At 41.4% G+C, this 21994-nt stretch carries 21 protein-coding genes; 15 read left to right on the top strand and 6 right to left on the bottom strand.

Annotated elements, in window-relative coordinates; genetic code table 11:
- Positions 1-100 precede the first annotated feature (100 nt).
- The 7 genes from AC1DQW_RS14545 to AC1DQW_RS14515 all read left to right on the top strand — a co-directional run bounded on the left by AC1DQW_RS14545 (position 101) and on the right by AC1DQW_RS14515 (position 4714).
- A complete protein-coding gene (locus AC1DQW_RS14545; protein ID WP_477454741.1) occupies positions 101-319 on the top strand; it encodes a hypothetical protein in 219 nt (72 codons plus the stop codon).
- Positions 298-678, top strand: a complete 381-nt coding sequence (locus AC1DQW_RS14540) for a type II toxin-antitoxin system VapC family toxin (protein ID WP_477454740.1) — start codon at positions 298-300, stop codon at positions 676-678. Before AC1DQW_RS14545 ends, AC1DQW_RS14540 begins: the two co-directional genes overlap by 22 nt.
- A gap of 54 nt (positions 679-732) precedes the next feature.
- The gene (locus AC1DQW_RS14535) at positions 733-1125 is read left to right on the top strand and encodes an ACT domain-containing protein (protein ID WP_477454739.1); all 393 of its coding nucleotides are present in this window, start codon (positions 733-735) and stop codon (positions 1123-1125) included.
- A 103-nt stretch (positions 1126-1228) separates the two neighbouring features.
- Positions 1229-1768: a bifunctional pyr operon transcriptional regulator/uracil phosphoribosyltransferase PyrR gene (gene pyrR / locus AC1DQW_RS14530; RefSeq protein ID WP_477454738.1), complete on the top strand. Its 540-nt coding sequence runs from the start codon at positions 1229-1231 to the stop codon at positions 1766-1768.
- 57 nt (positions 1769-1825) lie between these two features.
- Positions 1826-2206: a four helix bundle protein gene (locus tag AC1DQW_RS14525; protein ID WP_477454737.1), complete on the top strand. Its 381-nt coding sequence runs from the start codon at positions 1826-1828 to the stop codon at positions 2204-2206.
- Between the two features lie 87 nt (positions 2207-2293).
- Entirely contained in the window at positions 2294-3220 is a 927-nt protein-coding gene (locus AC1DQW_RS14520) for an aspartate carbamoyltransferase catalytic subunit (protein WP_090467170.1), read from the top strand.
- A gap of 60 nt (positions 3221-3280) precedes the next feature.
- Positions 3281-4714, top strand: a complete 1434-nt coding sequence (locus AC1DQW_RS14515) for a serine hydrolase domain-containing protein (RefSeq protein ID WP_477454736.1) — start codon at positions 3281-3283, stop codon at positions 4712-4714.
- Positions 4715-4804: 90 nt separating this feature from the next.
- Here the strand turns inward: AC1DQW_RS14515 and AC1DQW_RS14510 are convergent, their stop codons facing one another.
- From AC1DQW_RS14510 to AC1DQW_RS14495, 4 genes are all read right to left on the bottom strand, one after another.
- Complete coding sequence (locus tag AC1DQW_RS14510) at positions 4805-5506, bottom strand: head GIN domain-containing protein (protein ID WP_477454735.1); 702 nt, start codon at positions 5504-5506, stop codon at positions 4805-4807.
- Positions 5507-5583: 77 nt separating this feature from the next.
- Positions 5584-6711, bottom strand: a complete 1128-nt coding sequence (locus AC1DQW_RS14505; RefSeq protein WP_477454734.1) for an efflux RND transporter periplasmic adaptor subunit — start codon at positions 6709-6711, stop codon at positions 5584-5586.
- Positions 6698-9952 carry an efflux RND transporter permease subunit gene (locus AC1DQW_RS14500; protein WP_477454733.1) on the bottom strand — a complete coding sequence of 1085 codons (3255 nt, stop codon included), beginning with the start codon at positions 9950-9952 and terminating at the stop codon, positions 6698-6700. The genes AC1DQW_RS14505 and AC1DQW_RS14500 overlap by 14 nt, the downstream gene beginning before the upstream one ends.
- 19 nt (positions 9953-9971) lie before the next feature.
- A complete protein-coding gene (locus AC1DQW_RS14495; RefSeq protein ID WP_477454732.1) occupies positions 9972-11372 on the bottom strand; it encodes a TolC family protein in 1401 nt (466 codons plus the stop codon).
- A gap of 91 nt (positions 11373-11463) precedes the next feature.
- Between AC1DQW_RS14495 and AC1DQW_RS14490 the strand changes: the two genes are divergently transcribed.
- Entirely contained in the window at positions 11464-12414 is a 951-nt protein-coding gene (locus tag AC1DQW_RS14490; RefSeq protein ID WP_477454731.1) for a LysR family transcriptional regulator, read from the top strand.
- Between the two features lie 415 nt (positions 12415-12829).
- On the opposite strand, the gene AC1DQW_RS14485 is transcribed toward AC1DQW_RS14490, so the two are convergent.
- Positions 12830-13726 carry a helix-turn-helix domain-containing protein gene (locus AC1DQW_RS14485; RefSeq protein WP_477454730.1) on the bottom strand — a complete coding sequence of 299 codons (897 nt, stop codon included), beginning with the start codon at positions 13724-13726 and terminating at the stop codon, positions 12830-12832.
- 90 nt (positions 13727-13816) lie between these two features.
- Positions 13817-14692, bottom strand: coding sequence for an NmrA/HSCARG family protein (locus AC1DQW_RS14480; protein WP_477454729.1), 876 nt, complete (start codon positions 14690-14692; stop codon positions 13817-13819).
- 1022 nt (positions 14693-15714) lie between these two features.
- On the opposite strand from AC1DQW_RS14480, the gene AC1DQW_RS14475 reads away from it, so the two are divergent.
- The 7 genes from AC1DQW_RS14475 (at position 15715) to AC1DQW_RS14445 (ending at position 21992) form a co-directional block, all read left to right on the top strand.
- Positions 15715-17196 (top strand): tetratricopeptide repeat protein, encoded by a 1482-nt coding sequence (locus AC1DQW_RS14475; protein WP_477454728.1) that lies wholly within the window; start codon positions 15715-15717, stop codon positions 17194-17196.
- Positions 17197-17884: 688 nt separating this feature from the next.
- A complete protein-coding gene (locus AC1DQW_RS14470; RefSeq protein ID WP_477454727.1) occupies positions 17885-18607 on the top strand; it encodes an SDR family oxidoreductase in 723 nt (240 codons plus the stop codon).
- Positions 18591-19166: a hypothetical protein gene (locus tag AC1DQW_RS14465; RefSeq protein ID WP_477411811.1), complete on the top strand. Its 576-nt coding sequence runs from the start codon at positions 18591-18593 to the stop codon at positions 19164-19166. The genes AC1DQW_RS14470 and AC1DQW_RS14465 overlap by 17 nt, the downstream gene beginning before the upstream one ends.
- Before the next feature lie 17 nt (positions 19167-19183).
- On the top strand, positions 19184-19444 hold the full coding sequence (locus AC1DQW_RS14460) for an acyl carrier protein (protein WP_477407967.1): 261 nt from the start codon (positions 19184-19186) through the stop codon (positions 19442-19444).
- Between the two features lies 1 nt (position 19445).
- Positions 19446-20792, top strand: a complete 1347-nt coding sequence (locus AC1DQW_RS14455) for a beta-ketoacyl-[acyl-carrier-protein] synthase family protein (protein WP_477454726.1) — start codon at positions 19446-19448, stop codon at positions 20790-20792.
- Entirely contained in the window at positions 20789-21601 is an 813-nt protein-coding gene (locus AC1DQW_RS14450; RefSeq protein ID WP_477454725.1) for an enoyl-ACP reductase FabI, read from the top strand. Before AC1DQW_RS14455 ends, AC1DQW_RS14450 begins: the two co-directional genes overlap by 4 nt.
- Positions 21591-21992, top strand: a complete 402-nt coding sequence (locus AC1DQW_RS14445) for a holo-ACP synthase (protein WP_477454724.1) — start codon at positions 21591-21593, stop codon at positions 21990-21992. The genes AC1DQW_RS14450 and AC1DQW_RS14445 overlap by 11 nt, the downstream gene beginning before the upstream one ends.
- Positions 21993-21994: the final 2 nt, after the last annotated feature.

The following is a 21994-nucleotide window of genomic DNA, read 5'->3' as shown; positions in this document are numbered from 1 at the left end:
TTTTACAAGCCCTTCCGTTAATTCGGGAGGGCTTTTTTTATGCTCAAAAAATAAAAGAATATGTGTACAGAATATTGTAAATTTGATTAAAAACAAAGCGATGATGACCACATTAACTATAAAAGTAAAAGATAGCAAAACGCTTAAGCTTATAGAAGATCTTGAGGCGTTAGATCTGATTCAAGTAGTTAACCATGACGTCAAAAAAACTTCAAAACTGTCTGCTCTATTAAAAGGCAGCGTTTCTGCCGAAAAAGCAGATGAGATGCAAGCAGAATTGAATCAAATACGTAGCGAATGGGACAGGAATACCTATTAGACACAAACGTAATAATTGATTTTTCGGCATTAAAACTTCCTGAAAAAGCTTACGCGCATTTATCCGCTATTATAGATTCATTCCCGCAAATCTCGATAATCAACAAAATTGAACTTTTAAGTATTTCAAATGTTCCCGAGCAGATTATAGCATTTGTGGATGAAGCTTATATTATTAACATGGATGATGATATAACTTCAAAAACTATAGAAATACGAAGAAAATATAAGAATAAACTTCCTGATGCCATTATTGCTGCTACTGCAATAGTAATGAAACTTCACTTGATAACACATAATGTGAATGATTTTAGAAGCATTAAAGGATTAAAACTTATTGATCCTTACACTCAAACATAATTTTTAGTGTTTCTATTTGTTATAGAAAACAAAATGACTCATGTTTGCTAAACTATGCCCGGAGAAACCAATCTCAATACCCTGTTAAAAAACATGACGCCTGTACTTAATGGAGGCGATTATGTTTATTGTACAGTAGCTGATATTAATACTATTGACACCCAAGATATTTTAGGTTTTTTCAGGGAAGAGGAAGCAATCACCGTCATTCTTAAAAAGGAAGTTGCTGATCAACTGGAATTAAAATACGAATACATTGCCGCCTGGATAACTTTAACCATTCACTCCTCATTAGCTGCAACCGGGCTTACTGCCGCTTTTGCCAATGCATTGGCAGCCGAAAATATTAGTTGTAATGTTGTAGCAGCTTATTATCATGATCATATTTTTGTTGCGAAGAAGGATGCGGATAAGGCGATGCTGGCTTTGAAGAAATTGGCAGGTTAAAAAAATAAATGCGCTTTAGCCGGCTTAGGCTGAATCCGGGTTTAAAAACTCATCACCTAAAACTGAAAACTATTTACTACTTTTGCCCAAATCCACCCATACGATGCAAAATCTTACGCTGCTCGACGGTCAAAAATTTCAGATTACCATACAACGTTTATGTCGCCAGTTAATTGAAAATCATAACGATTTTTCAGGTTCGGTATTGATAGGTATACAGCCGCGTGGCATTTATTTAGCACGCCGGGTTGCTGAAGAACTTCGGAAGATCCTTCCCGGAAAAACAATTATGCAGGGCGATCTTGACATCACATTTTATCGCGACGATTTCCGCAGACAGGGATCGCCGTTGGTGCCCAATCAAACCAAGATAGATTTTATTATAGAAGGTAAAAAAGTGATCATGATGGATGATGTGCTCTGGACAGGCCGCACCATCCGTGCAGCCATGGATGCTATGCAAGCCTTTGGTCGCCCCGAGAAAATAGAGCTATTAACTTTAGTTGACAGGCGATATTCGCGCCATATACCGGTAGCCGCAGATTATGTGGGAATTGAGGTAGATTCTATAGCATCGCAAAAAGTGGTGGTGAGCTGGAAGGATACAGATGGGGAAGATAAGATTGTATTGGTATCAGAGTGATTTCGGAATTGGGATGTTCAATTTCGGATTTATTTAAGATGATTTTTGATTTGCAGAATGGATAAAGCAGAACTAAAACGACGAACTCAAAAGTTTTCTGTAGATATTATAAAATTTATAGAAGAGCTTCCTCGAAAACGTTCCCTTGATGTTTTATCAAATCAATTAATAAGATGCGCTACATCAATTGGAGCAAATTACAGGTCAGCATGCAGAGGCAAATCTACTGCTGATTTTATAAATAAAATAATTATAGTTGAAGAAGAAGCCGATGAGTCGATCTATTGGTTGGAGCTAATGGAAGAAGCGGGACTTATAAATTCAACCAATATATCAGCACTAAAAAAAGAAGCTAATGAACTTACAGCCATATTTACCGCAATAGGCAAAACGGCAAAGGAAAAGCAAAGGCTTAATAAATTAGAAATAAAAAAATAAAAATCCGAAATCGAAATTTCGAAAAATCAGGTAATCAAAAATAAATAAATCCGAAATCGAAATTCCGAAATCCGAAATAAAAAAGAAATGGCAGGACTAAGCACAAGGCACTTATTAGGCATAAAAGATTTAAACCGGGCAGATATTGAGCTGATATTTGAAACGGCCGATACTTTTAAATCCGTTTTAAACCGACCAATTAAGAAGGTGCCTTCTTTGCGCGATGTAACCATTGCCAATATTTTCTTTGAAAATTCCACGCGAACCCGTTTGTCGTTTGAATTGGCAGAGAAACGCCTTTCGGCAGATGTGGTGAACTTTGCAGCTTCTTCATCATCGGTAAGCAAGGGCGAAACACTAATTGATACCGTAAACAACATCCTGGCCATGAAAGTGGATATGGTGGTGATGCGCCATCCCTACGCGGGTGCGGGTATCTTCCTGTCTAAACATGTGAAAGCGCAAATAGTAAATGCAGGTGATGGCGCTCATGAGCATCCTACACAGGCCTTGTTGGATGCCTTTTCCATCCGCGAAAAGTATGGTGATGTGGCTGGAAAAAAAGTAGTGATAGTGGGGGATATATTGCACTCACGTGTAGCGCTTTCAAACATCCTTTGCCTGAAACAATTAGGTGCCGAAGTAATGGTTTGCGGCCCGACTACCCTAATCCCTAAATATATTGGTTCCTTAGGAGTTAAGGTGGAGCATAACCTTATCAAAGCCCTTAACTGGTGCGATGTGGCCAATATGCTGCGTATTCAGCTGGAACGCCAGGATATTAAATATTTTCCATCGCTAAGAGAATACACCATGTTATTCGGGTTGAATAAGACCATCCTGGATTCATTGGATAAAGAGATCACGGTAATGCACCCGGGCCCTATAAACCGTGGTGTGGAGATCACCAGCGATGTGGCAGATAGTAAGCAATCGATTATATTAGACCAGGTAGAGAACGGTGTGGCGGTTAGGATGGCGGTGCTGTACCTGCTGGCCGGGCAAACGCCTTAAATACGGAAATAATTATCTGCCGAGATAGTTTCAGGATTACAAATTAAAAAAACATTGCAGATGAAATTCAAACACCTTTTCAAATTAGGCTTTATAGCCATTTGTATTGCAATATCATCTGCAGGTTCGGCCCAAAGCCTTCAGCAACGCAAAACAGATTCAGTATTTGCCTTGGTTAAAACCTATTTTAACGATAAGCAAGCCGATTCATTATACTCACTTGCCGGTGACGGTTTTAGGAAGCAGTTAACCCAGGATGCTTTTAAAACCGTTGCCACACAACAGGTTTTCCCGCTGGGCGAAATTAAGGGTTCATCACTCATCAGCTTTGTTAACAATAAAGTAGCTACTTATAAGCTGATATTTGGTGGTGTAACCCTCCAGCTTTTACTGAGCATTGATCAAAGCGACAAGATGGATATGCTCCTTTTTCAGCCTTTTAAGGAAGCTACTGCCGAAAGAATTGGAAACGCAGCTACCTCAAATAAAATGCTAACTGCTATGGATAAAAAAGTAGATTCAGCAGCGAGGGCGTATATTCAGAAAGCAAATACTGCCGGCCTAAGTATCGGTGTTTTATTAAAGGATGGCAAGATAACCACCTATGGCTATGGCGAAACCACTAAAGGCAATGGTAAATTGCCGGATGCCAATACCCTGTTCGAAATAGGATCAATTACTAAAACATTCACTTCAGCCATCCTGGCTTATTATGTAAACGAGGGAAAAGTAAAACTAACAGATCCTGTAACCAAATATCTGCCCGATTCTGTTGCTGCCAACCCGGCGCTTAAAAATGTAACTTTACTTACTTTGAGCAACCATACTTCGGGCCTTTCACGGATACCGGACAACTTGAGCCCGGCTACAGATCAGCTTAATCCCTATAAATTATATGATAAAAAGCTATTGTTTGCTTACCTTAAAACCTGTAAGCTAAACAGTGTTCCGGGTGAGCATTATGCATACTCCAATTTGGCGGTTGGTTTATTGGGGAATTTTTTAATGCAGATAAGCGGTAAAAGCTACGACCAACTGGTGGCAGATGTTATCTGCAAGCCTTTGGGCATGAAAAGCACCGCCCAGCATTTAAGCCCCGCCTTGCAGGCCCGTTTCGCCACTGTTTATAACAGCGAAGGAAATGTTACCCCTGCATGGGATTTTGATGCCCTTGCCCCCTGCGGCGCATTGCATTCATCAATGAACGACTTGTTGATCTATGCAAAAGCCAATATGGTGCCAGTGGGCAATAAGCTGGGCAAAGCGTTGGAATTAACACACCAGGTAACCTTTAAAAAAGATGCCAAACTTGGCCTGGCCTGGCATATCATCACCGTAAATGGGGTTGAATATATTTTTCATAATGGCGGCACCTTTGGAAGCAGCACATTTTTAGCTTTTAATAAAGAGAAAAACCTGGCTGTAGTGGTGCTATCTAATTGCGGCGATAATGCGGATAGTGTAGGCATAAATCTTTTAAGAAAGTTGCAGTAGGAAACAGCACCGATCATTAATTTAAACCTTCATAAAAAAGGACCGCTTGATTAAGCAGCCCTTTCATGTTTTAATAACGAGTAATATCTTTCAGTCAACCTTACTTACTCTTCCAGACCCTGCATAGTGTGTACTTCCGGTTGTAGCATTGCCGGAATATAGTACGCTGCCCGAGCCTGAAATGCTGGCTGAAACCGTTTTATCGGCAATGATATTTATGCTGCCCGAGCCTGAAATCCTGGCTTCAACGGTTTCTGTTTTTAAGTCTTTCCCGTTCACCTCGCCAGAGCCTGCAATATGTACATCGGCCATGCTGGTGCTTCCTTTAATATCAATTGAACCCGATCCGCTGATGCTTAAGTCAAGCGTGTTGGATTTAACAGCCGTTTTGATGTTTCCCGATCCGCTTAAGGCTACCTTCGCGTTTTGGGCGCTCATTACACCATCCACCGTGGCATTACCCGATCCGCTGTTGCCAAGATATTTTAATGTTTTTGCAGTGATATAAATATTGGCACGTTTAATATTGCGATGGTTACGCCAGTGATCTTTAAATTCAACTTTAAGAACTCCGTTTTCAACTTCGGTTTTTATATCGTTAACTACATTGGCATCAACATCAAGTTTTATGCTTTCCGTTCCGTCTATCTTTATAAACACATTAAAGGGGCCGCCGCAACTAATACCGGTATAACCCGAAACATTCCTGGTAACCGTTTGCGCGGATGTATTAAAAGCCATTGAAACAGTCAGCAGCAGTACTGCCATCAAAGAGAAGCTAAGTTTTTTCATGATCGCTTTGTTTCTTTATATGACGCACGTTCCAACAAAACGTTGCAAGGTTTTTATTTTTTGCCTGCCACCTATCTCTATTTATCCTTTACTGTAGATCCGTCCCTGATCTCATCACTGGCAACTTTTACCAGTTTTTCATCGGGTTTAAGATCGCCATAGATCTCCATCATATCGCCCGAAGTAAGGCCCTTTTTTACATTAACCCATTGTGCTTTGTGATTTGCCACCTTTACTACAAAAACCTTTTCGGTTGAGGTTACTACGGCTGTTTTGGGTACAACAAAAGTACTGTCGCCGGCTGGCAGGGGTACATTAACTTCGGCAAACATATGCGGCAGCAGTTTTTTGTCTTTATTGTAAACGTCCATCTCCAGGCGTTCGGCTCTTAATTTTTCATCAAGCGCGCCCGCCATACGTTTTACCTGGGCGGTAAATTTTTGGTTTGGCAATGCTTTCACTGTAAAATTCACTTCGCTTTTGTTGCTTAATGAGCCGGTGTAGTTTTCTGGTATTGATACCACTAAACGCAGTCTTTTTTGATCCTGCAAGGTAAACAACGGATCGGACCCTTTCCCTCCGGGACCAACATAGGCACCCAGGTTTACATTACGGCTGGTGATTACGCCATCAAAAGGCGCTCTTATCTGCAGGTAAGCCAAATTAGCCGACACTTCTTTCAATGCCGATTTAGCCGATTCAACATTTGCCATATCGGCATTTTTTCTGGCTTCGGCCTGTTCCAGGTCGTTAAGCGAAATGGTACCTGGGGTTTTGCTGGTGTTTAGCAACCTGTCATAAGTGGCTTTACTGGCATAATAAACAGCCTCGTATTGCTTAATGCGGGATTGGGCACCAGCCAGCTGCGAGTTGATCTCAGGAGCTTCCAATACTACCAGTAATTGGCCGGCATGCACTTCCGATCCTATATCAACCAGTAATTTTTTTACATAGCTGTTAACCTTTGCATATAGGTCAACCTGTTGGTAAGGGATCAACTCGCCCGGGATAGCAATAGTGTTGCTCAGCTTGCCTTTGGTTACCGGCACAAGATCAACCGATGGTGTTTCAACCGCCTGTTCCTGTTGCTCCTCTTCGGTTGGCTGCTCTTTTTCTTTGGCGCCCGACTGGCATGAGCTCAATGAGCTTATAGTAATAGCTAACCCCGCAAGGATTAGTATTGATGTATTTTTAAATTTGTTCATGATGATGCAAAGGGACATAAAATTTACTTTCTTTATCTTCAGGGTCTAATGAAACAGATTGGGTGCTGGCATTGCTTTGTACCCACGCAAAAACCAAAGGTAGTATTAGCAAAGCTGCAAAGGTAGAGGCTATTAAACCACCAATAACGGCGCGCCCAAGCGGCGATGTCTGGTCGCCACCTTCACCCAGGCCTGATGCCATCGGGATCATACCCACAATCATGGCCAGGCTGGTCATTAATATGGGGCGTAAGCGTAAAGCAACAGCTTCACGGGCCGATTTTAAGGCGTCGCCATTGTGCCTGCGTAACTCTTCGGCATTGGTTATCAGCAGCACCGCGTTTGATATGGATACACCTACCGACATGATCATCCCCATATATGATTGTAGGTTAAGCGTAGCGCCCGTAACTTTAACCAGTAGTAATGAGCCAAACAATACTGCAGGTACCGTTGACAATACAACTAATGACATTTTGAACGATTGGAAATTGGCCGCCAGCATCAGAAAGATAACCAAAATAGCTACTATTAAACCCGATTGCAGGCTATCCAGCGTAGCAGTTAAGGTCTGGCTCATTCCACGTAATTCCACAGTTAAACCACGGGGTGGCGTGCCTAACGAATTGATAGCTTTTTGCACATCGGTTGTTGCGGTACCCAAATCTTTGTTAAACAGGTTGGCTGTTACCGATAGTGTAGGTATGGCGCCGATATTATCATTTTCGCCATTGGTTATTCCTGTTTTAATATCGGCAACATCACTTAGTACCGGCCTGGCCTGGTTATTCAGTACCGGGATCTCGCGCACATCGTTAAGGCTCGACATTTGATACTCCGGAATCTGCACCTGTACCTGGTAGCTTAACCCTATCTTTTGATCAAGCCATACATTTTTTTCGGTAAACCTTGATGAGGAAGTGGATGCTACAAGCGAACGGGAAATATCATTTAAACCAACGCCCAGTTGAGCGGCCCGTTGCCTGTCGATGTTGATATCTATAGACGGATAATTGAATGATTGAGCTATCTGCGCGTCGCGTAAATATTTGATATCTTTTAATTTATCCAGTATTTTAAAGGCAAACTCCTGGTTTTGTTTTTTGTTTTTGCCCGATAGTGCAATTTCAATAGGTGTTGGCGATCCCTGGCTTAAAATTTTATCGGTAAGTTCTATCGGCTCAAAAGAAAGCTTAATGCCGGGCAGTTCTTTGTGAATCGCGATTCTGAATCTTTCTTTCAGATTATCCAGGTTGGGTACTTTATAATCTTCGGTTAAGCTAATCTGCATCACAGCCTCTTGTGGCCCCGCCATAAACAAATAAATAGGATTTGTTGAAAACGACGACGGGTGCGAACCTACAAAGGTAGAGGTTATTGCAATATGATTTTTACCTACAAGCGTTGCCAAAATGTGCTGTGCTTTAACCGCAATAATTTCTGTACGTTCCAAACGTGTGCCATCGGGGGCACGCAATCGTACCTGGAAAGTGCCCGTGTTAATTTTAGGCAATACATCGCGGCCAATAATGTTAAAGAGTAAAAAAGCAAGTCCGACTGCCGAAATAACATATCCGGTTACCAATAATTTCCGGTAAGGCAGCATGCGATCCATCAGGCGCATAAAGCGGTCCCTGAACTTATCAAACCGGGTTGCTTTTTCGCCGGGATGTTCAAGGGCTATTTTCATAGCTTTTTCCTTTTGCTCCCATGGCTCGCCTTCGTCTTCCAGGGCAAAACCATCAGGATGGCTATGGTCTTCATGTTTGTTTACCATTATCCAGTTGGCCATGATGGGTACAAAGGTTTGGGCCAGAAAGTATGATATGATCATGGAGAAGCCAATAGCCAGGGCCAGCGGCAGGAATAACGCGCCCGGTATCCCGGTCATTGTGAAGGCCGGTGCAAATACCGCCAGTATACAAAACAGGATAAGCAATTTAGGGAAGGCTATCTCCTTACAGGCATCCCATATGGCTAACGCTTTAGGTTTACCCATATCAAAATGCTGGTGAATATTCTCGATGGTTACCGTTGATTCATCCACCAGGATGCCGATGGCCAATGCAAGGCCGCTCAGTGTCATGATGTTAATAGTTTGATGAAATAAGGCCAAAAAGAATATGGCAGATATGATACAGGTTGGGATGGTTAATATTACAATTAATGCGCCGCGCCTGTCGCCCAGGAATAGTAACACCATTAAGCCTGTAAGTACCGCGCCTATGGCTCCTTCCTCGGCCAGGCTTTTAACCGCGTTTATTACATATACCGATTGATCAAACACGAACGACAGCTTAACATCCGGTGGCAGTAAAGCCTGGAAACGCGGTAGGGCTTTTTTAAGATTTTGTACCACATCCCATGTAGATGCTGTTGCCGATTTGGTAATAGGAAGGTAAACAGAACGCTTGCCATTAATGAGGGCATAACCGTTTGTTATATCGGCGCCATCTTCAACACTGGCCACATCGTGCATAAACACCGTTTGAATCCCGTTTTTATACAGCGGGATATCACCAAAATCTTTGATCTCCTTGATGGTTGTGTTGGAAGGGGTAAGGTAATTATAATCGCCAATGCGTACGTTACCTGCAGGGGTGTTCAGGTTGTTTTCGCGCAGGGCAGTCACAATCTGATCGGGGGTTAAATTGTGCGAACGCAGCAAACCCGGATCAACCTTTATAACTACGGTACGCTGGTTACCACCAAACGGGGCGGGCGCAACCAAACCGGGTATAGATGTAAAGGACGACCTTACATATACCAGCGCATAATCCAGCAATTCATTATTATTACGTTTGGGGCTGCTTAATACCAGCTGCCCAACAGGTAATGTGGAAGCATCAAACCTTAAAATAAAAGGCGGCTGCGAGCCCGGCGGAAAGTTAGCCTGGGCACGGTTGGTATAACTCGTGACCTCGGCCGCTGCCTGGGCCATATTGGTTCCCTCGTAAAAAGTAACTTTTATTAATGTTAAGCCCTGTATGTTTTTTGTTTCGATACTTTTAACGCCCGAAACAAACAGCAGCAGGTTAACATACTGCTTACCAAAATAAGCCTCCATCTGGTTTGGGGTAAAACCGCCATAAGGATGGGATACATAGATAACCGGCAGGTTAAGATCAGGGAAAATATCGATCTTGATGGTACGTACCGCATTTATCCCGAAAAAAAACAACCCGGCTACTATAACCAGTATGGTAATTGGTTTTTGAAGCGCCCCTTTTATCATTCCCATTATATATGTGTATCTGTTATTAAAAATTATTTATAAATAAGCCAAAGTCGCCCGTAGCGGCGGCTTTGTAAAGCAATGCCTGCCATACGTTGTTTGATGCTATATACTTGTCAATTTCGGCACGGTTAAGTGTGTAAAGCGCCTGCGTAAAATCAACAATGTTTGATAGCCCGTTTTTATACAGGGCATACTTTTGTATATAGGCATCGCTTGCGGCTTTAACTTCAACGGGTACTTCCTGGTAATTTTTAAGCGCGTTGCTGATGCGGGTTTCGGCTAATACCTGCTGGGCCTGTAATTGCTGGGCTACCAGGTCGTAATCGTTTTTGAATTGGGCCGAAGTATATTTTTGCGACTGCACCTGGTAATGCGTTCTGAACAGGGTAGTAAAATTCCATACCATTGCCACGCCAAACAGGTAGTTGTAGCGGGTTGGGTCGGCACCGGCGCCATAGCTGCTGCTAAAGCTCGTTTGATTTGATCCATAATCATAATTAAAACCCGAGCCCCGGCCCTGGTAAACTCCGAAGAGGCTAAAGGTGGGATAAGCAAAGGTTTTTAAATATTTAACCTGCTCGTCGCTTACACCAATACGATTCTGGAAATAACGCAATGAAGGATGATCGGTAGCTGCAACCGCGCTTTGCGCGGCAAGATTAGCCGGGGCTTTGGTAATAAAAGCACTATCTAACAAAAACTCCTGTGCCGGAACGCCCAAATAGATAGAAAGCTGGTTACTTTGCTCCTGTACGGTTTGCTGCGTATTGGTTAAAGCTATCCTGGCATTTGATACTTCGGCATTTGCTAAAGATGAATCAACACCTGCGTTAAGACCGTTCTTTACACGGGCGGTCACTACTTTTTGCAGCTCAATTGCACGGTTAAGGTTATCCTGCTGGGCCTTTGCCAGTTGCTGGGCTGCCAATAAATTGAGGTAGGTACTTGCTACACGTATCTGGTGCTGAAACTGTTCCTGCGAAAGGTCGCTTTCTTCGCGGGTTACTACAGAGCGCTGCACTTTTACTTTCTCTTTGGCTTTGCCAAAGCTGAAAAAATCCCAGCTTACGTTGCTGAGGTAAAGAGAGCCGAATGCCGAGTTCCAGTTCTGCTTAGGTAGTGCAGGGCCTGATGACGCGACTGATAAACCATGATAACCAAATAAAGGGCCATTTTGGCCATTAGCGGTTCCGTAGTCCTGTTGGGCCGAGATGCTTACATCTGGTAAATATTCTGTACGTGTTTCTTTTAAGTATGCCTTCGCAGCGTTTAGCTGGTTTGCTTTCGACTTAATGGTACCGTAATTAGCGAGCGCCATTTGTTCAGCATCTTTAATATTGAGAACCTTTTGCTGAGCCTGAGCCTGGATGACATAAAAAACACCTAAAAACAGAAGTAATCGTTTTGAAGGTATTTGTAACATTGTGGTGTATTTTGTACACGGCAAATGTAGAGGTATAGCATATATTAGGAAAATGAATTAATTTTGTCATAATCATTAGAAAAACTAATATATGAATATCGCGCTGCATCATTTCCGTTTGGTTGATACCATTTCAAAGGAAGGATCGCTCACCAAAGCGGCCTCAACTTTGCACCTTACACAGTCGGCACTGAGCCATCAATTGAAAGAATTGGAACGCGAAATGGACATCGAGGTTTTCCATCGGCAGGGGAAAAAACTGCACCTTTCTGAGCATGGTTACCGCTTCCTGCGGAGTGCCGAAAAGATCCTTGCGGAGATCAATTCTTTGGAGGAAGATATCCAGAATTACAAGAACGGGAAGACCGGAAAACTCACCATCAGCATGCAATGTTATACTGCTTACCACTGGCTGCCAGGCATCATCAAATATTACAAAAACCGCTGGCCTGATATCAATATCCACATTTTATCGGATGCAACGCGCCGCCCGCTGGAGTATTTGATGCGCGGTGAGCTGGACATTGGCATCGTGCGTACGCAGATGATCAACCCTAAAATAACGTACGAGCATATCTTTGAAGATTACCTGGTGGCAATCATTTGTAAGGACCATCCGCTGGCAAAAAAGGACGTAATTCACGTTACCGATTTCCAGGATGAGGAGCTGATTTTACCGCTTTATGATCCCTCATACCAGGACACCCCGGTGATAGAATCGTTAATACAGGCGCAGCAGGTAAAGCCCAAAACTTTGCACCGGATCCACTACACCGATGCCACCATCGAGATGGTGAACGCGGGCCTCGGCATCAGCGTTATGGCCGACTGGATTGTGAAACCATACCTTGCAGGTCGCAATATTGTTACAAAACCATTGCATCACAGCATTGCAAAACGGGCTTGGTATGCCGCTACCTGCAAGCAAACACCAGCCATCCAAAACTTTTTAGAGTGTTTAAAAATGCATTTTTCGATAAACGGAATGATAGGGAAGGGTGATGAAGAAAAGGTTTTGGCACCGATGGCAGAAGTGATTTAATACCGGCATAAGCGGAAAGCTTAAGGTGTTCCGTTTCAACAGTGAAACCCTTGTGCATAAAAATCCGGTAAGTAGGTAAATTTATTATACAAGTAATTAATATAAAGTATGTTACATTGATATTTTTTTAATATATGTACGACATGAGTTGTCGTACATGTATTGATTTTGTATTTGAAACGGGATGTTTTTTTAAAGATAGTAGCAAAGTTTATCAAAACAAAAAACCCTGCCTGGAAATCAACCGGCAGGGTTTTATGTAATAAAGTTTAAGTTTTATTAAGCTTTATTGGGTTTTATTAAGTTTTATAAAATTTTGTTATTGATTATTGCGGGTTGTATCCCGCCTGCCCTCGTCTTTACCTCTTGGAATAGGTTGCTCGTTTTTACCATCGTCGGTTGTATTGTTATTTCATTATTTTAACAACTGGCATCTATATTCAGTTGGAGTGATCCCGACAGCTTTTTTAAATAATCGCGAAAAATAGGGAGCATTTTCAAAGCCAAGTTGAAATGCAGTTTCTGCTACAGTATTGTCTGTACTCATCAATATATTTTTTGCTTCAATGATTAAAGCTGTATGAATGTGGTCCAGGGCAGTCTTACCGGTTTCCTGTTTCAATAAGTCGCTAAGATATCCCGCCGACAATGATAACTGCGACGCCATATATTTTACTGTTGGCAAGCCATGGTTTTGAAGGTTTCCGCTCTCAAAATATACCTTCAGTATTTCTGTAAACTTAGAAATTATTGTACCTGACAAAGCAGTCCGGTTTAAGAATTGCCGCTTGTAAAATCTTGACGAATATTTCAGAATGGACTCAATATGGGCTAACATTATGTCTTTACTGAAATCATCCTGGTTGTTGTAATATTCCTCCCGTATTTTATAAAACAGGTCCCAAATGGTTTCTTCCTCTTTAGGAGATAAATGCAGTGCCTCATTTGCTTCGTAATCGAAGTAGCCGTATTTTTTAATTGTAGCATGAAGAGGATGATTGACCAAAAAATCTTCATCTACATAGATCATAAATCCCTCTTCTGTTAACTCAAGGTTGCTCATCTGTAGGATTTGATTGGGTTTCAAAAAAAACATAGAGCCGGTATCGCTATCATACTTAGTCTTACCATACAAGAGTGTACCAGATTTTACCTTTTTTAAAGCAATCTTGTAAAAGCCCATCGTGAATTCCGAATAAACAAAATTGCAGTTTTTTATATCTTCAAATGTTAACACGCCAAGCAACGGATTTTCCGGGGGAGGAAATCCATTTATTGTGTACAGTTCGGTTATAGTTTTAAAATGTTTCACGTCTGGATTTACCTAAAATTACAATTATTTTAATGAATGAGTTTAAAATCCCCCTGTTCAACCCACTTTTTATCTGAGATTTTTGTTTCCCTAATTGTTTTGATTTAGCCATGCGTCAAACGTAACAAATTCACCGGTGGCAATTTCTTTTGCCAATTCAATCCGTAACGCTGAACCTGGCCCCATGTATGTGTATTTTTCCCAATATCCAAACATTTCCGCCATTTCCTTCGCTCCTTCAAAAAAAGTTGAAAACACTTCACCCGGGACTTGGGTAAAGCTGAACGCTTCGCCGTGCCTTTTATAGGCTTCGAGAACGTCGTTGAAACTATTCAGTTCTGTTGCCAATGCAAGGTAATTGCCATTGCCGGCTTTTTCGGGCTGCAAAAATGCGCCTGCCACTACTTTTCCCAAATCATTGATGTCCGACCAATGGATCACTTTTTTTGTCGGATCGACCGGCAGCGTCCAGCCGGTTGTGCCGTCTTGTTTTGGCTGTGGTGCAAGCCGTCCGACAAGATTTTGATAATAAAATGGAGCTTCAACAAATGTTGAGTATTTAAACCCTGCATTTTTCACCAGGGCATCTACCTTTGCTTTGTTTGTAAAATGAGGAACGTCGAATTCACCATTACTTATTGATTCAACATCAGGAAGTGTTGACCAAATAAAATACTGCACCCCTGTAGTCTTTGCTGCTTCAACGGCATTTTTTCCCTGGGCAATTTCGTCTGCACCTTCCCAAAAGTTGGTTACCACAAATACGCCATAAGCATCCTTAAACGCTACTTTTAATGACTGTAAATCGTTTAAATCTGCATAAACTGCTTCATGTGCCTTGCCTGAATATTTTTCCGGATTACGGGTTATTGCTATTACATTGAAGGAACTTTCATCTACAAGGGCATTTACCACACCCTTACCTTGTGAGCCTGTTGCTCCAATTACTACTATTGTTTTTTTCATTTTGTTCATTATTATTTGTCTTTAAATAATGACACAAAATTAGGAGGCGGGTTTGGCCGCCCGTTATACAAAACAAGGAAGATGTGATACATTTTAAGGAAAAGCTTTTTTGAAGTTTTAGCTAAGAATACGTGCAGGGACAGCCCTTATTGCAAAGTATGAGCAGAAAAGGGAACCGCCGGGACAATGCCATTGCAGAAAGCTTCTTTAAAACGCTAAATACCGAAATGGTACCATAGAAAATTCCAGACTAGGGTGCAGGCCAAAATGGAAATATCCGATTACATCGAGGTATGGTACAACAGAAAAAAGAAGGCATTCCGCAATTGTTTACGGTATAACCCTAAATTTGGCATTAAGCATAATTTAATGCGCCTGGTTCGGCTCGAACCTGGGACCATAATTCAAAAAGTTGCGAAATTAGGCTGGAAACGCTATTTTTGTAGAAGTCAGAGAGGTGAAAACCCAAAGCGGCTACCAAGCCTTTTGCAGACCTCGTAAGTTATTGAAAATCAATAGACAATAGAGATAGGTATATAGCCCAGAGTGAGAATTAAGCGCCAGGGGCAAGGAGAAATCTTCTACATCTTGCTCTAAACTGTGCATAGCCGACTGCCTGTCGCAGAAGATTTTTCGCTGCGCTCAAGAGATAGTTTCTCTTTCGCCCCCCTCTTTCCCCCTCAAGCTCAATCGAAATGAGATTTTCTTTTATTAAAAAGATGTGTACACACGGTAGCCCGTTGGGAGGGAAAAAAATCTTTCGAACACTCAAGGGATAATACTCTTAAAAGGAGCTGAAATAAACAGGAGACCTAAACCGAGCACTCCTGCGGGAGTTGATTTTCTATGCCTTTGTAAAACTATTTTATGATGTTTTTCTTCACCTGATTGTATTGAAAGCTATCAGGTATAAGACAAAAAATAAACAATAAAGCTTAAAACTGCATTTAAACCTATAGCTTTGAGGCTAATCTATATTGAAATCGTAAACAAAGCTTAAAGCTGGTCGTTATCTTTTTAAAATGTTTTATAAATCTGTTTTACTACTATCGTTCTTATTAGGTTTTCAATTGTCTGTAAAGGCGAATTTTGTATTCAATAACAATTCAATCGCGGCTTATAAAGCCATATATGAGTTAAAATTTAATGACGCTAAAAAATATATCCAGGACGAAAAATTAAGAAATCCGCAAAATGGCATTACTGTTCTGCTTGATAATTACGCCGATTATTTGCACCTGCTTACCTCAGAAAATAAAAGTGAATATGAAAAATTAAAAGACCTGAAGTCGGACAGGATTGATGCAATAAAAGATAATGATGAAAATTCCCCTTATTATTTATTTGCCCAGGCCGAGATCTATCTTCAATGGGGAATGTTAAAAGCCAAATTTGGTGATTATACCGCCTCTACCCTGGATTTAAATAAGGCTAAAAACCTGCTGAATGAAAACACTAAGAAATACAAAGATTTTTTACCCAACCAAAAAAGCCTGGCTTTACTGGATGTGATATTTGGAGCCATTCCATCTAACTTAAGAGGGATAGCGAATTTTTTTGGCATTCGGGGGGATATCGCAAGCGGCTATAAACAGCTGGAAAAATTCAGAACCCAAATAGCAGGCTCGCCATATAGTTATTATAACGATGAGGCTGTTTTTTTGCTCTGCTTTACTGATATAGATGTATTACACAGCAGGAACAACTATGCGCGCCTGGCGCAGTTATTAGATGGGATGGCTGATAAAAGCCTGTTGAAAGCTTATTTGCAAGGCTATGTTGCCTACAAAACCGGGCATAACGACGAGGCTATTAATTACCTTCAAAACGCACCAAAATCAGCCCAGTATCCTGCATTGCCGGCAATAAGTTATTTGTTGGGTAATGCAAAATTATGCCGTATGGATACTGATGCCAATGTTTACTTATTAAAGTTTTTAAAAGAAACCAGGGGGATCAATTATATTAAAGACTCCTATCAAAAACTGGCCTACTATTATCTTTTAAAGAATGATTTAAACAATTACAATAATTATATAAAGCTGACGCGTACCAAAGGATACGCCACCGACGAAAAAGACAAACAAGCTTTAAAGGAAGCTAATGACGTTAAGCCCGATCTTGAGCTTTTAAAAGCAAGGCTGTATTTTGATGGCGGCTATTATAACAACGCATTGGTACAATTAAAATCAAAACAGGTAAACGATCTTAAAAACATAAGGGATAAAATTGAGCTTTATTACAGGTTTGGACGTACGTATGACCGTATGAATGTTTTCAATGATGCTTTAACCAACTATCAAAGGGCCATTAACATCGGCAAAAAAGAAACCTATTATTATGCGGCCAATTCGGCATTATTCTCTGGTGTTATTTACGAACAGAAAAAAGATTATAAAAAAGCTGCCGACTATTACAACCAGGCCTTGCAGATGAAAAACCATGAATATCAAAACAGCATAGATACCCAGGCAAAAGAAGGCCTTAACAGGATAAATCATTAATAGAAGTTAAGAATCAAGAGTCAAGAATCATATCCTACGCGTCATTGCGAGTATCCACCAGGGTAATCCTGGAAAAAATGGGGATGACATGTTGGGTTTACGGCCTCACAACCCCATGTCATTGCGAGCGCAGCGCGGCAATCGCGAACTGTGCAGATCCGCCCTGTATAGTATGCGATTGCTTCGTTCCTCGCAATGACATAGATTATATTAAAAAACAGTACTGACAATCAATGATTTACGAACACGTCATTATAAGGCACGAAGCAATCCCCGCCTTACAGGGTAGCTTTGCAATTCCGATCTGCATAGTCGGGGATTGCTTCGTACCTCGCAATGACGGTCTGTTTTTTTATTTTTAGACAGCTTCTTAGCATATAACCTGCTAATAGCCAGTTCGCAATACTTGTCTTGATTCTTGTATCTTGATTCCTGACTCTTATTTAAAATCGAGGTACAGGTTATTATTTAATGGTAAATGGGGCCAAACTGTTTATAGAATTGCAATTTAAAACTTACATTTGGAATACAGATTCACTGTTGAGTATAATAATGTATTGGTAAGTTATTGTTCCGAACCACAATTTGGGTTATGTTGATTTAATCATCCATTGGTTAACGTAATGCAATATTGAAAATACATCTACCGAAATAACTTTTAATTGATACGTAAAAAATCGTTTACCAAATGGTTGAAAAAAAGATATTGATAACCGGAGCAAGCAGGGGTTTAGGCCTGGCAATATCAAAAATACTTTCAAAAGAATATACTTTAATATTACATGCTACCCGCAAAGAAAGTTTTACCCATATTGAGCCCGGCAACCATTTACTTTGTGCCGATTTGAGCGACAGGCAGGAACTTAAAGAGTTTTGCACCCGCTTAAAAAAAGAGCATGGGGATACCCTGGTAGCTGTAATTAATAACGCGGGCATAACGTTAGATAAATCTTTAATTTACCAGCCCGAAAACGATATTGACAGGATCCTGCAGGTAAACCTTAAGGCCCCTGTCATGATCTGCAAGGCTGCAATGAAAATTTTCACGTTAAAAAAACGGGGTGTAATTATCAATGTAAGTTCGGTTGTTGGCGAAACAGGCAATGCGTTCCAGGCAGTTTATGCAGCCACCAAAGCCGGTTTGGTAGCGTTCTCAAAATCGTTGGCTAAAGAAGTGGCAGCGCTTAATGAGGAGCATGCAATAAGAATACTCAGCATTTCGCCGGGTTTTATTGAAACAGATATGACCGATCGGATCCCGGAAGCCGAAAAGCAAAAATTCCTTACATCAATACCGGCTAACCGCTTTGGGAGCGTAAACGAGGTGGCAGAAGTGGTGGCTTTTCTTGTTTCAGACAAAGCATCTTATATAAACGGAACTAACATACATATTAATGGCGGGTTATTATGATCAGGGAGTATTGATACACAATTTAAGTGAGTCGGACCCGAAAGATGTACTGGTTAACCACGGACCAACAAAGTTGCTGGTTGACAACTATCACTGGCATTCGCCAAATGTAGGTATTGTTGCAAGTTATACCCCGAATGACCGGGATGTGGAAGACCATTTCAATATTTTTAGAGGGGTTGACCAGATAGAAGCATTTGCGCAGGCAACTTCCGGTTCGTGCAGTGTATTTTTAGAATGCCAGAAATTAGCCTCAACTCCGGCAGAGTTATCCAAAAAATTCATGCCCAGGTTTTTGAGCATTGGCCAGGTAAATTTTATAGGGTATTTAGAAAAGGGCGATACATTTATAAGTATCGGGAATATAAAATTTTATAAATTCAGGCAGATAGTTTGCGATGGAAGGATCTATAAATGCCCCGAAGGTATTGACCTGGATAAGCATTTTGAGGATTTTACCGAAGAGCGTTTGCTGGCCTATGATATAGGAGAAGGTTTTACCCTTATTGCCGAATTTAATGACATAACAGGAAGATCAATTAAAAAAGAATTAATTTAACAGCAATTAAAATATTAATGGAAAGACAAGAAATTATTGATGGTTTGGTAGAGATACTTAAAACCGTAAGAACAATAAATCCGGATAAATTGGTGGGCATCACAGAAGAAACTGATTTTATAAAAGACCTGAATACACCATCAACAGAGATGATAAATATTGTGGCTAAAACCGAGCAGAAGTTTGATGTTGAGTTTGAAGATGATGATATTGATGATTTAGGGTCGCAGGTTAAAGATATTGTTAACCTGATATTGAAATCAAAAGAAAAAAACTAATATGAAAGGCAGGAAAGTAGCGGTTGTAGGAATGGGCGGAGCTTTCCCTGCCTGTGAAAATCTGGATGATTTTAGCCGGAAAATATTTGCAGACCAAAGCCTGATCCGGTCATGGGACCAGGCCCTGGCCCATGGCAAAAATATCCGGTCGTCTGTATCTGGTTATATAACAGAACAGGAGATGAATATTGATGTGATCTATTCATCATTAGCTGCAAACTACCCGGAAACCTATGTTGATAATTTGGACCGGATACCGCCTGCCAATTTAGCCACTGCCGATGTTGGGAGTATCTGGGCGATGCTGGCCACTTTAGATGCCATAAAAATGGCAGGCTGGTCGGACATAGAAACCCAATCAGAACAAACCGGTGTGGTTATAGGCTCTGGTGGAGCCGGTAACGTGATATTACGGAACGCCTGGCATAATTTTTATGAATTGGGTAAAAAAACGCGATTAAGCGGCGGGCACACTGTTGACCGTACCATGGTTTTCCGTGAGGCTGCCAATGTATCTATACTGATAAAAAATAAAGGGGTTTGTGAGGCTATCGGATCTGCCTGTGCAACCGGGCTTGGCAATATAGGTTACGCCTACCGGTTAATCAAATTTGGTTTACAGGACCGGGTTATTGCCGGTGGAATTGAAGGTACATCATTAGAAACCTTTATTGGTTTTGATGGTATGCAGGTATTAAGCAAAGGCTTTAGTCCCGAAGAAAGTTCCCGCCCTTTTGATATAAACAGGAATGGATTTGTATGTTCATTTGGTGCAGGCATTGTAGCGCTTGAAGAATATGAGCAGGCTATTGCCAGGGGAGCCGAAATATTAGGTGTTATTGATGATTATTTTAATAACTCTGATGGTGACGGCGATATGTTTTTCCCATCCTTTGCCGGCCAGAAACGCTTATGGAAAGGTTTGCTTGCTGAGAGTGAAGGTAAACCGGATGTTGTAAAAGTACACGGTACTTCTACACCGGCAGGAGATGCTATTGAACTGTTGAGCGTAGTAGATGTTTTAGGCGAGGATGGTTATCATATTTCGGCGCCAAAATCGCAATTCGGGCACATGCTTGGCGCAGCCGGAGCGGTGGAGTTTATTACGGCTTTGCTGATGCTTAAAGAACAGAAAGTACTGCCATGTTTAAATTCGGTACAACTTAACCCCGAACTGGAAGGCTACCAAAAAACAAGCCAATGGACAGGCCCCTCCAAACCACTGGAAGCTTACCGGAACCTGGTGCCGCAAAAAAGCTTTTCAAAAGAGATTAATAGTGTTGTTTGCCTTAATTACGGATTTGGCGGCACAAATAGTGCTTTAAAAGTATCGAAGCATAAAATATGATTAGTAACAACAATAAAGTAGCCGTAATATTTGGTGTAAGGAACGATAGCTCCATTGCTTATGATGTTGCCTTAAAACTAAATCAATCGGGTTGCAAGCTTGCGCTTAGCTATGTTGAGGATACTAAAGACGATGTACTTTACCTGATGGAAAGGCTAAATATTGATACCCGCTTTGCCAAACAGGTAGATGTAAGGAATGAAGACGAAATTACAGCGTTTTTAAACTTTGTATACCAGGAATTGGGCCCCATTGATTATATACTGCACGCCGTAGCTTTTGGCAATCAAAAAGTGATGTGTTCTTCCCTGCCAGGCAGCAAAGAGCCTGCACCATCATATATCGATATCCCGTTTGAAGACCTGATGGATTCCTTCAATATCAGCGCCTATTCGCTGTTAAGGATAGCGCGGGTGGCCGAAAACCTGCTGCAAAAAAATGCATCTATCCTAACACTTACCTACAATGCCGGAAGCAGGGTATTCCCCGAATATGCGGGTATGGCCATCAACAAAGCGGCCCTTGAAACCATTGTATTATATCTGGCCAGTTATTTCAGAAACAAACAGGTGAGGGTAAACGCGATTTCGGCAGGCTTGGTCATGACATCATCTGCAGGGGGCATAAGCGGGATTCGCAAGATCAGGAAATTAGGGAAAATTACGGCTCCGTTAGGCAATATTGATGCGGGGGACGTGGGGGATACAGCACTGTATTACTTTTCAGATCTTTCAAAAAAGGTAACCGGCAATATTCATTTTGTTGATGGCGGCTTCAATATTATGGCAATACCTGTAGATGGAGCATAAATTAGAATCATCGGTGAAGGAATTAACAGCCCTGCAGCGATTTGCAGTAGGTAACGACCTGGTATGCTTAGCCGATTTTAAAAACTCTTTAACCGACCTGTTTAAAAATAAAGTTTATACCGCTGCCGAAATTGACTACTGCGATAGTTTTAGCGATCCAGTTCTCCGTTACGCATCTACCTGGGCAGCCAAAGAGGCCGTTTACAAGGCGGTTAAGCAAATTGATCCGTCGCCGTTAAGCTGGAAAAAAATAGAAATTATCCGGACAAAAGCTTCCGGTCGCCCGCATGTGGTTTTACAACCTAATCTTAAATGTTACCAGGTAAGTCTTACCATATCGCATGATGGTGACTACGCCTGGGCTTTGGCATTAATTGATAAAATAGCTTAAGC

The sequence above is a fragment of the Mucilaginibacter sp. P5_A4 genome (genome assembly GCF_056400605.1).
This window is presented reverse-complemented; position numbering and strand designations above follow the sequence as displayed.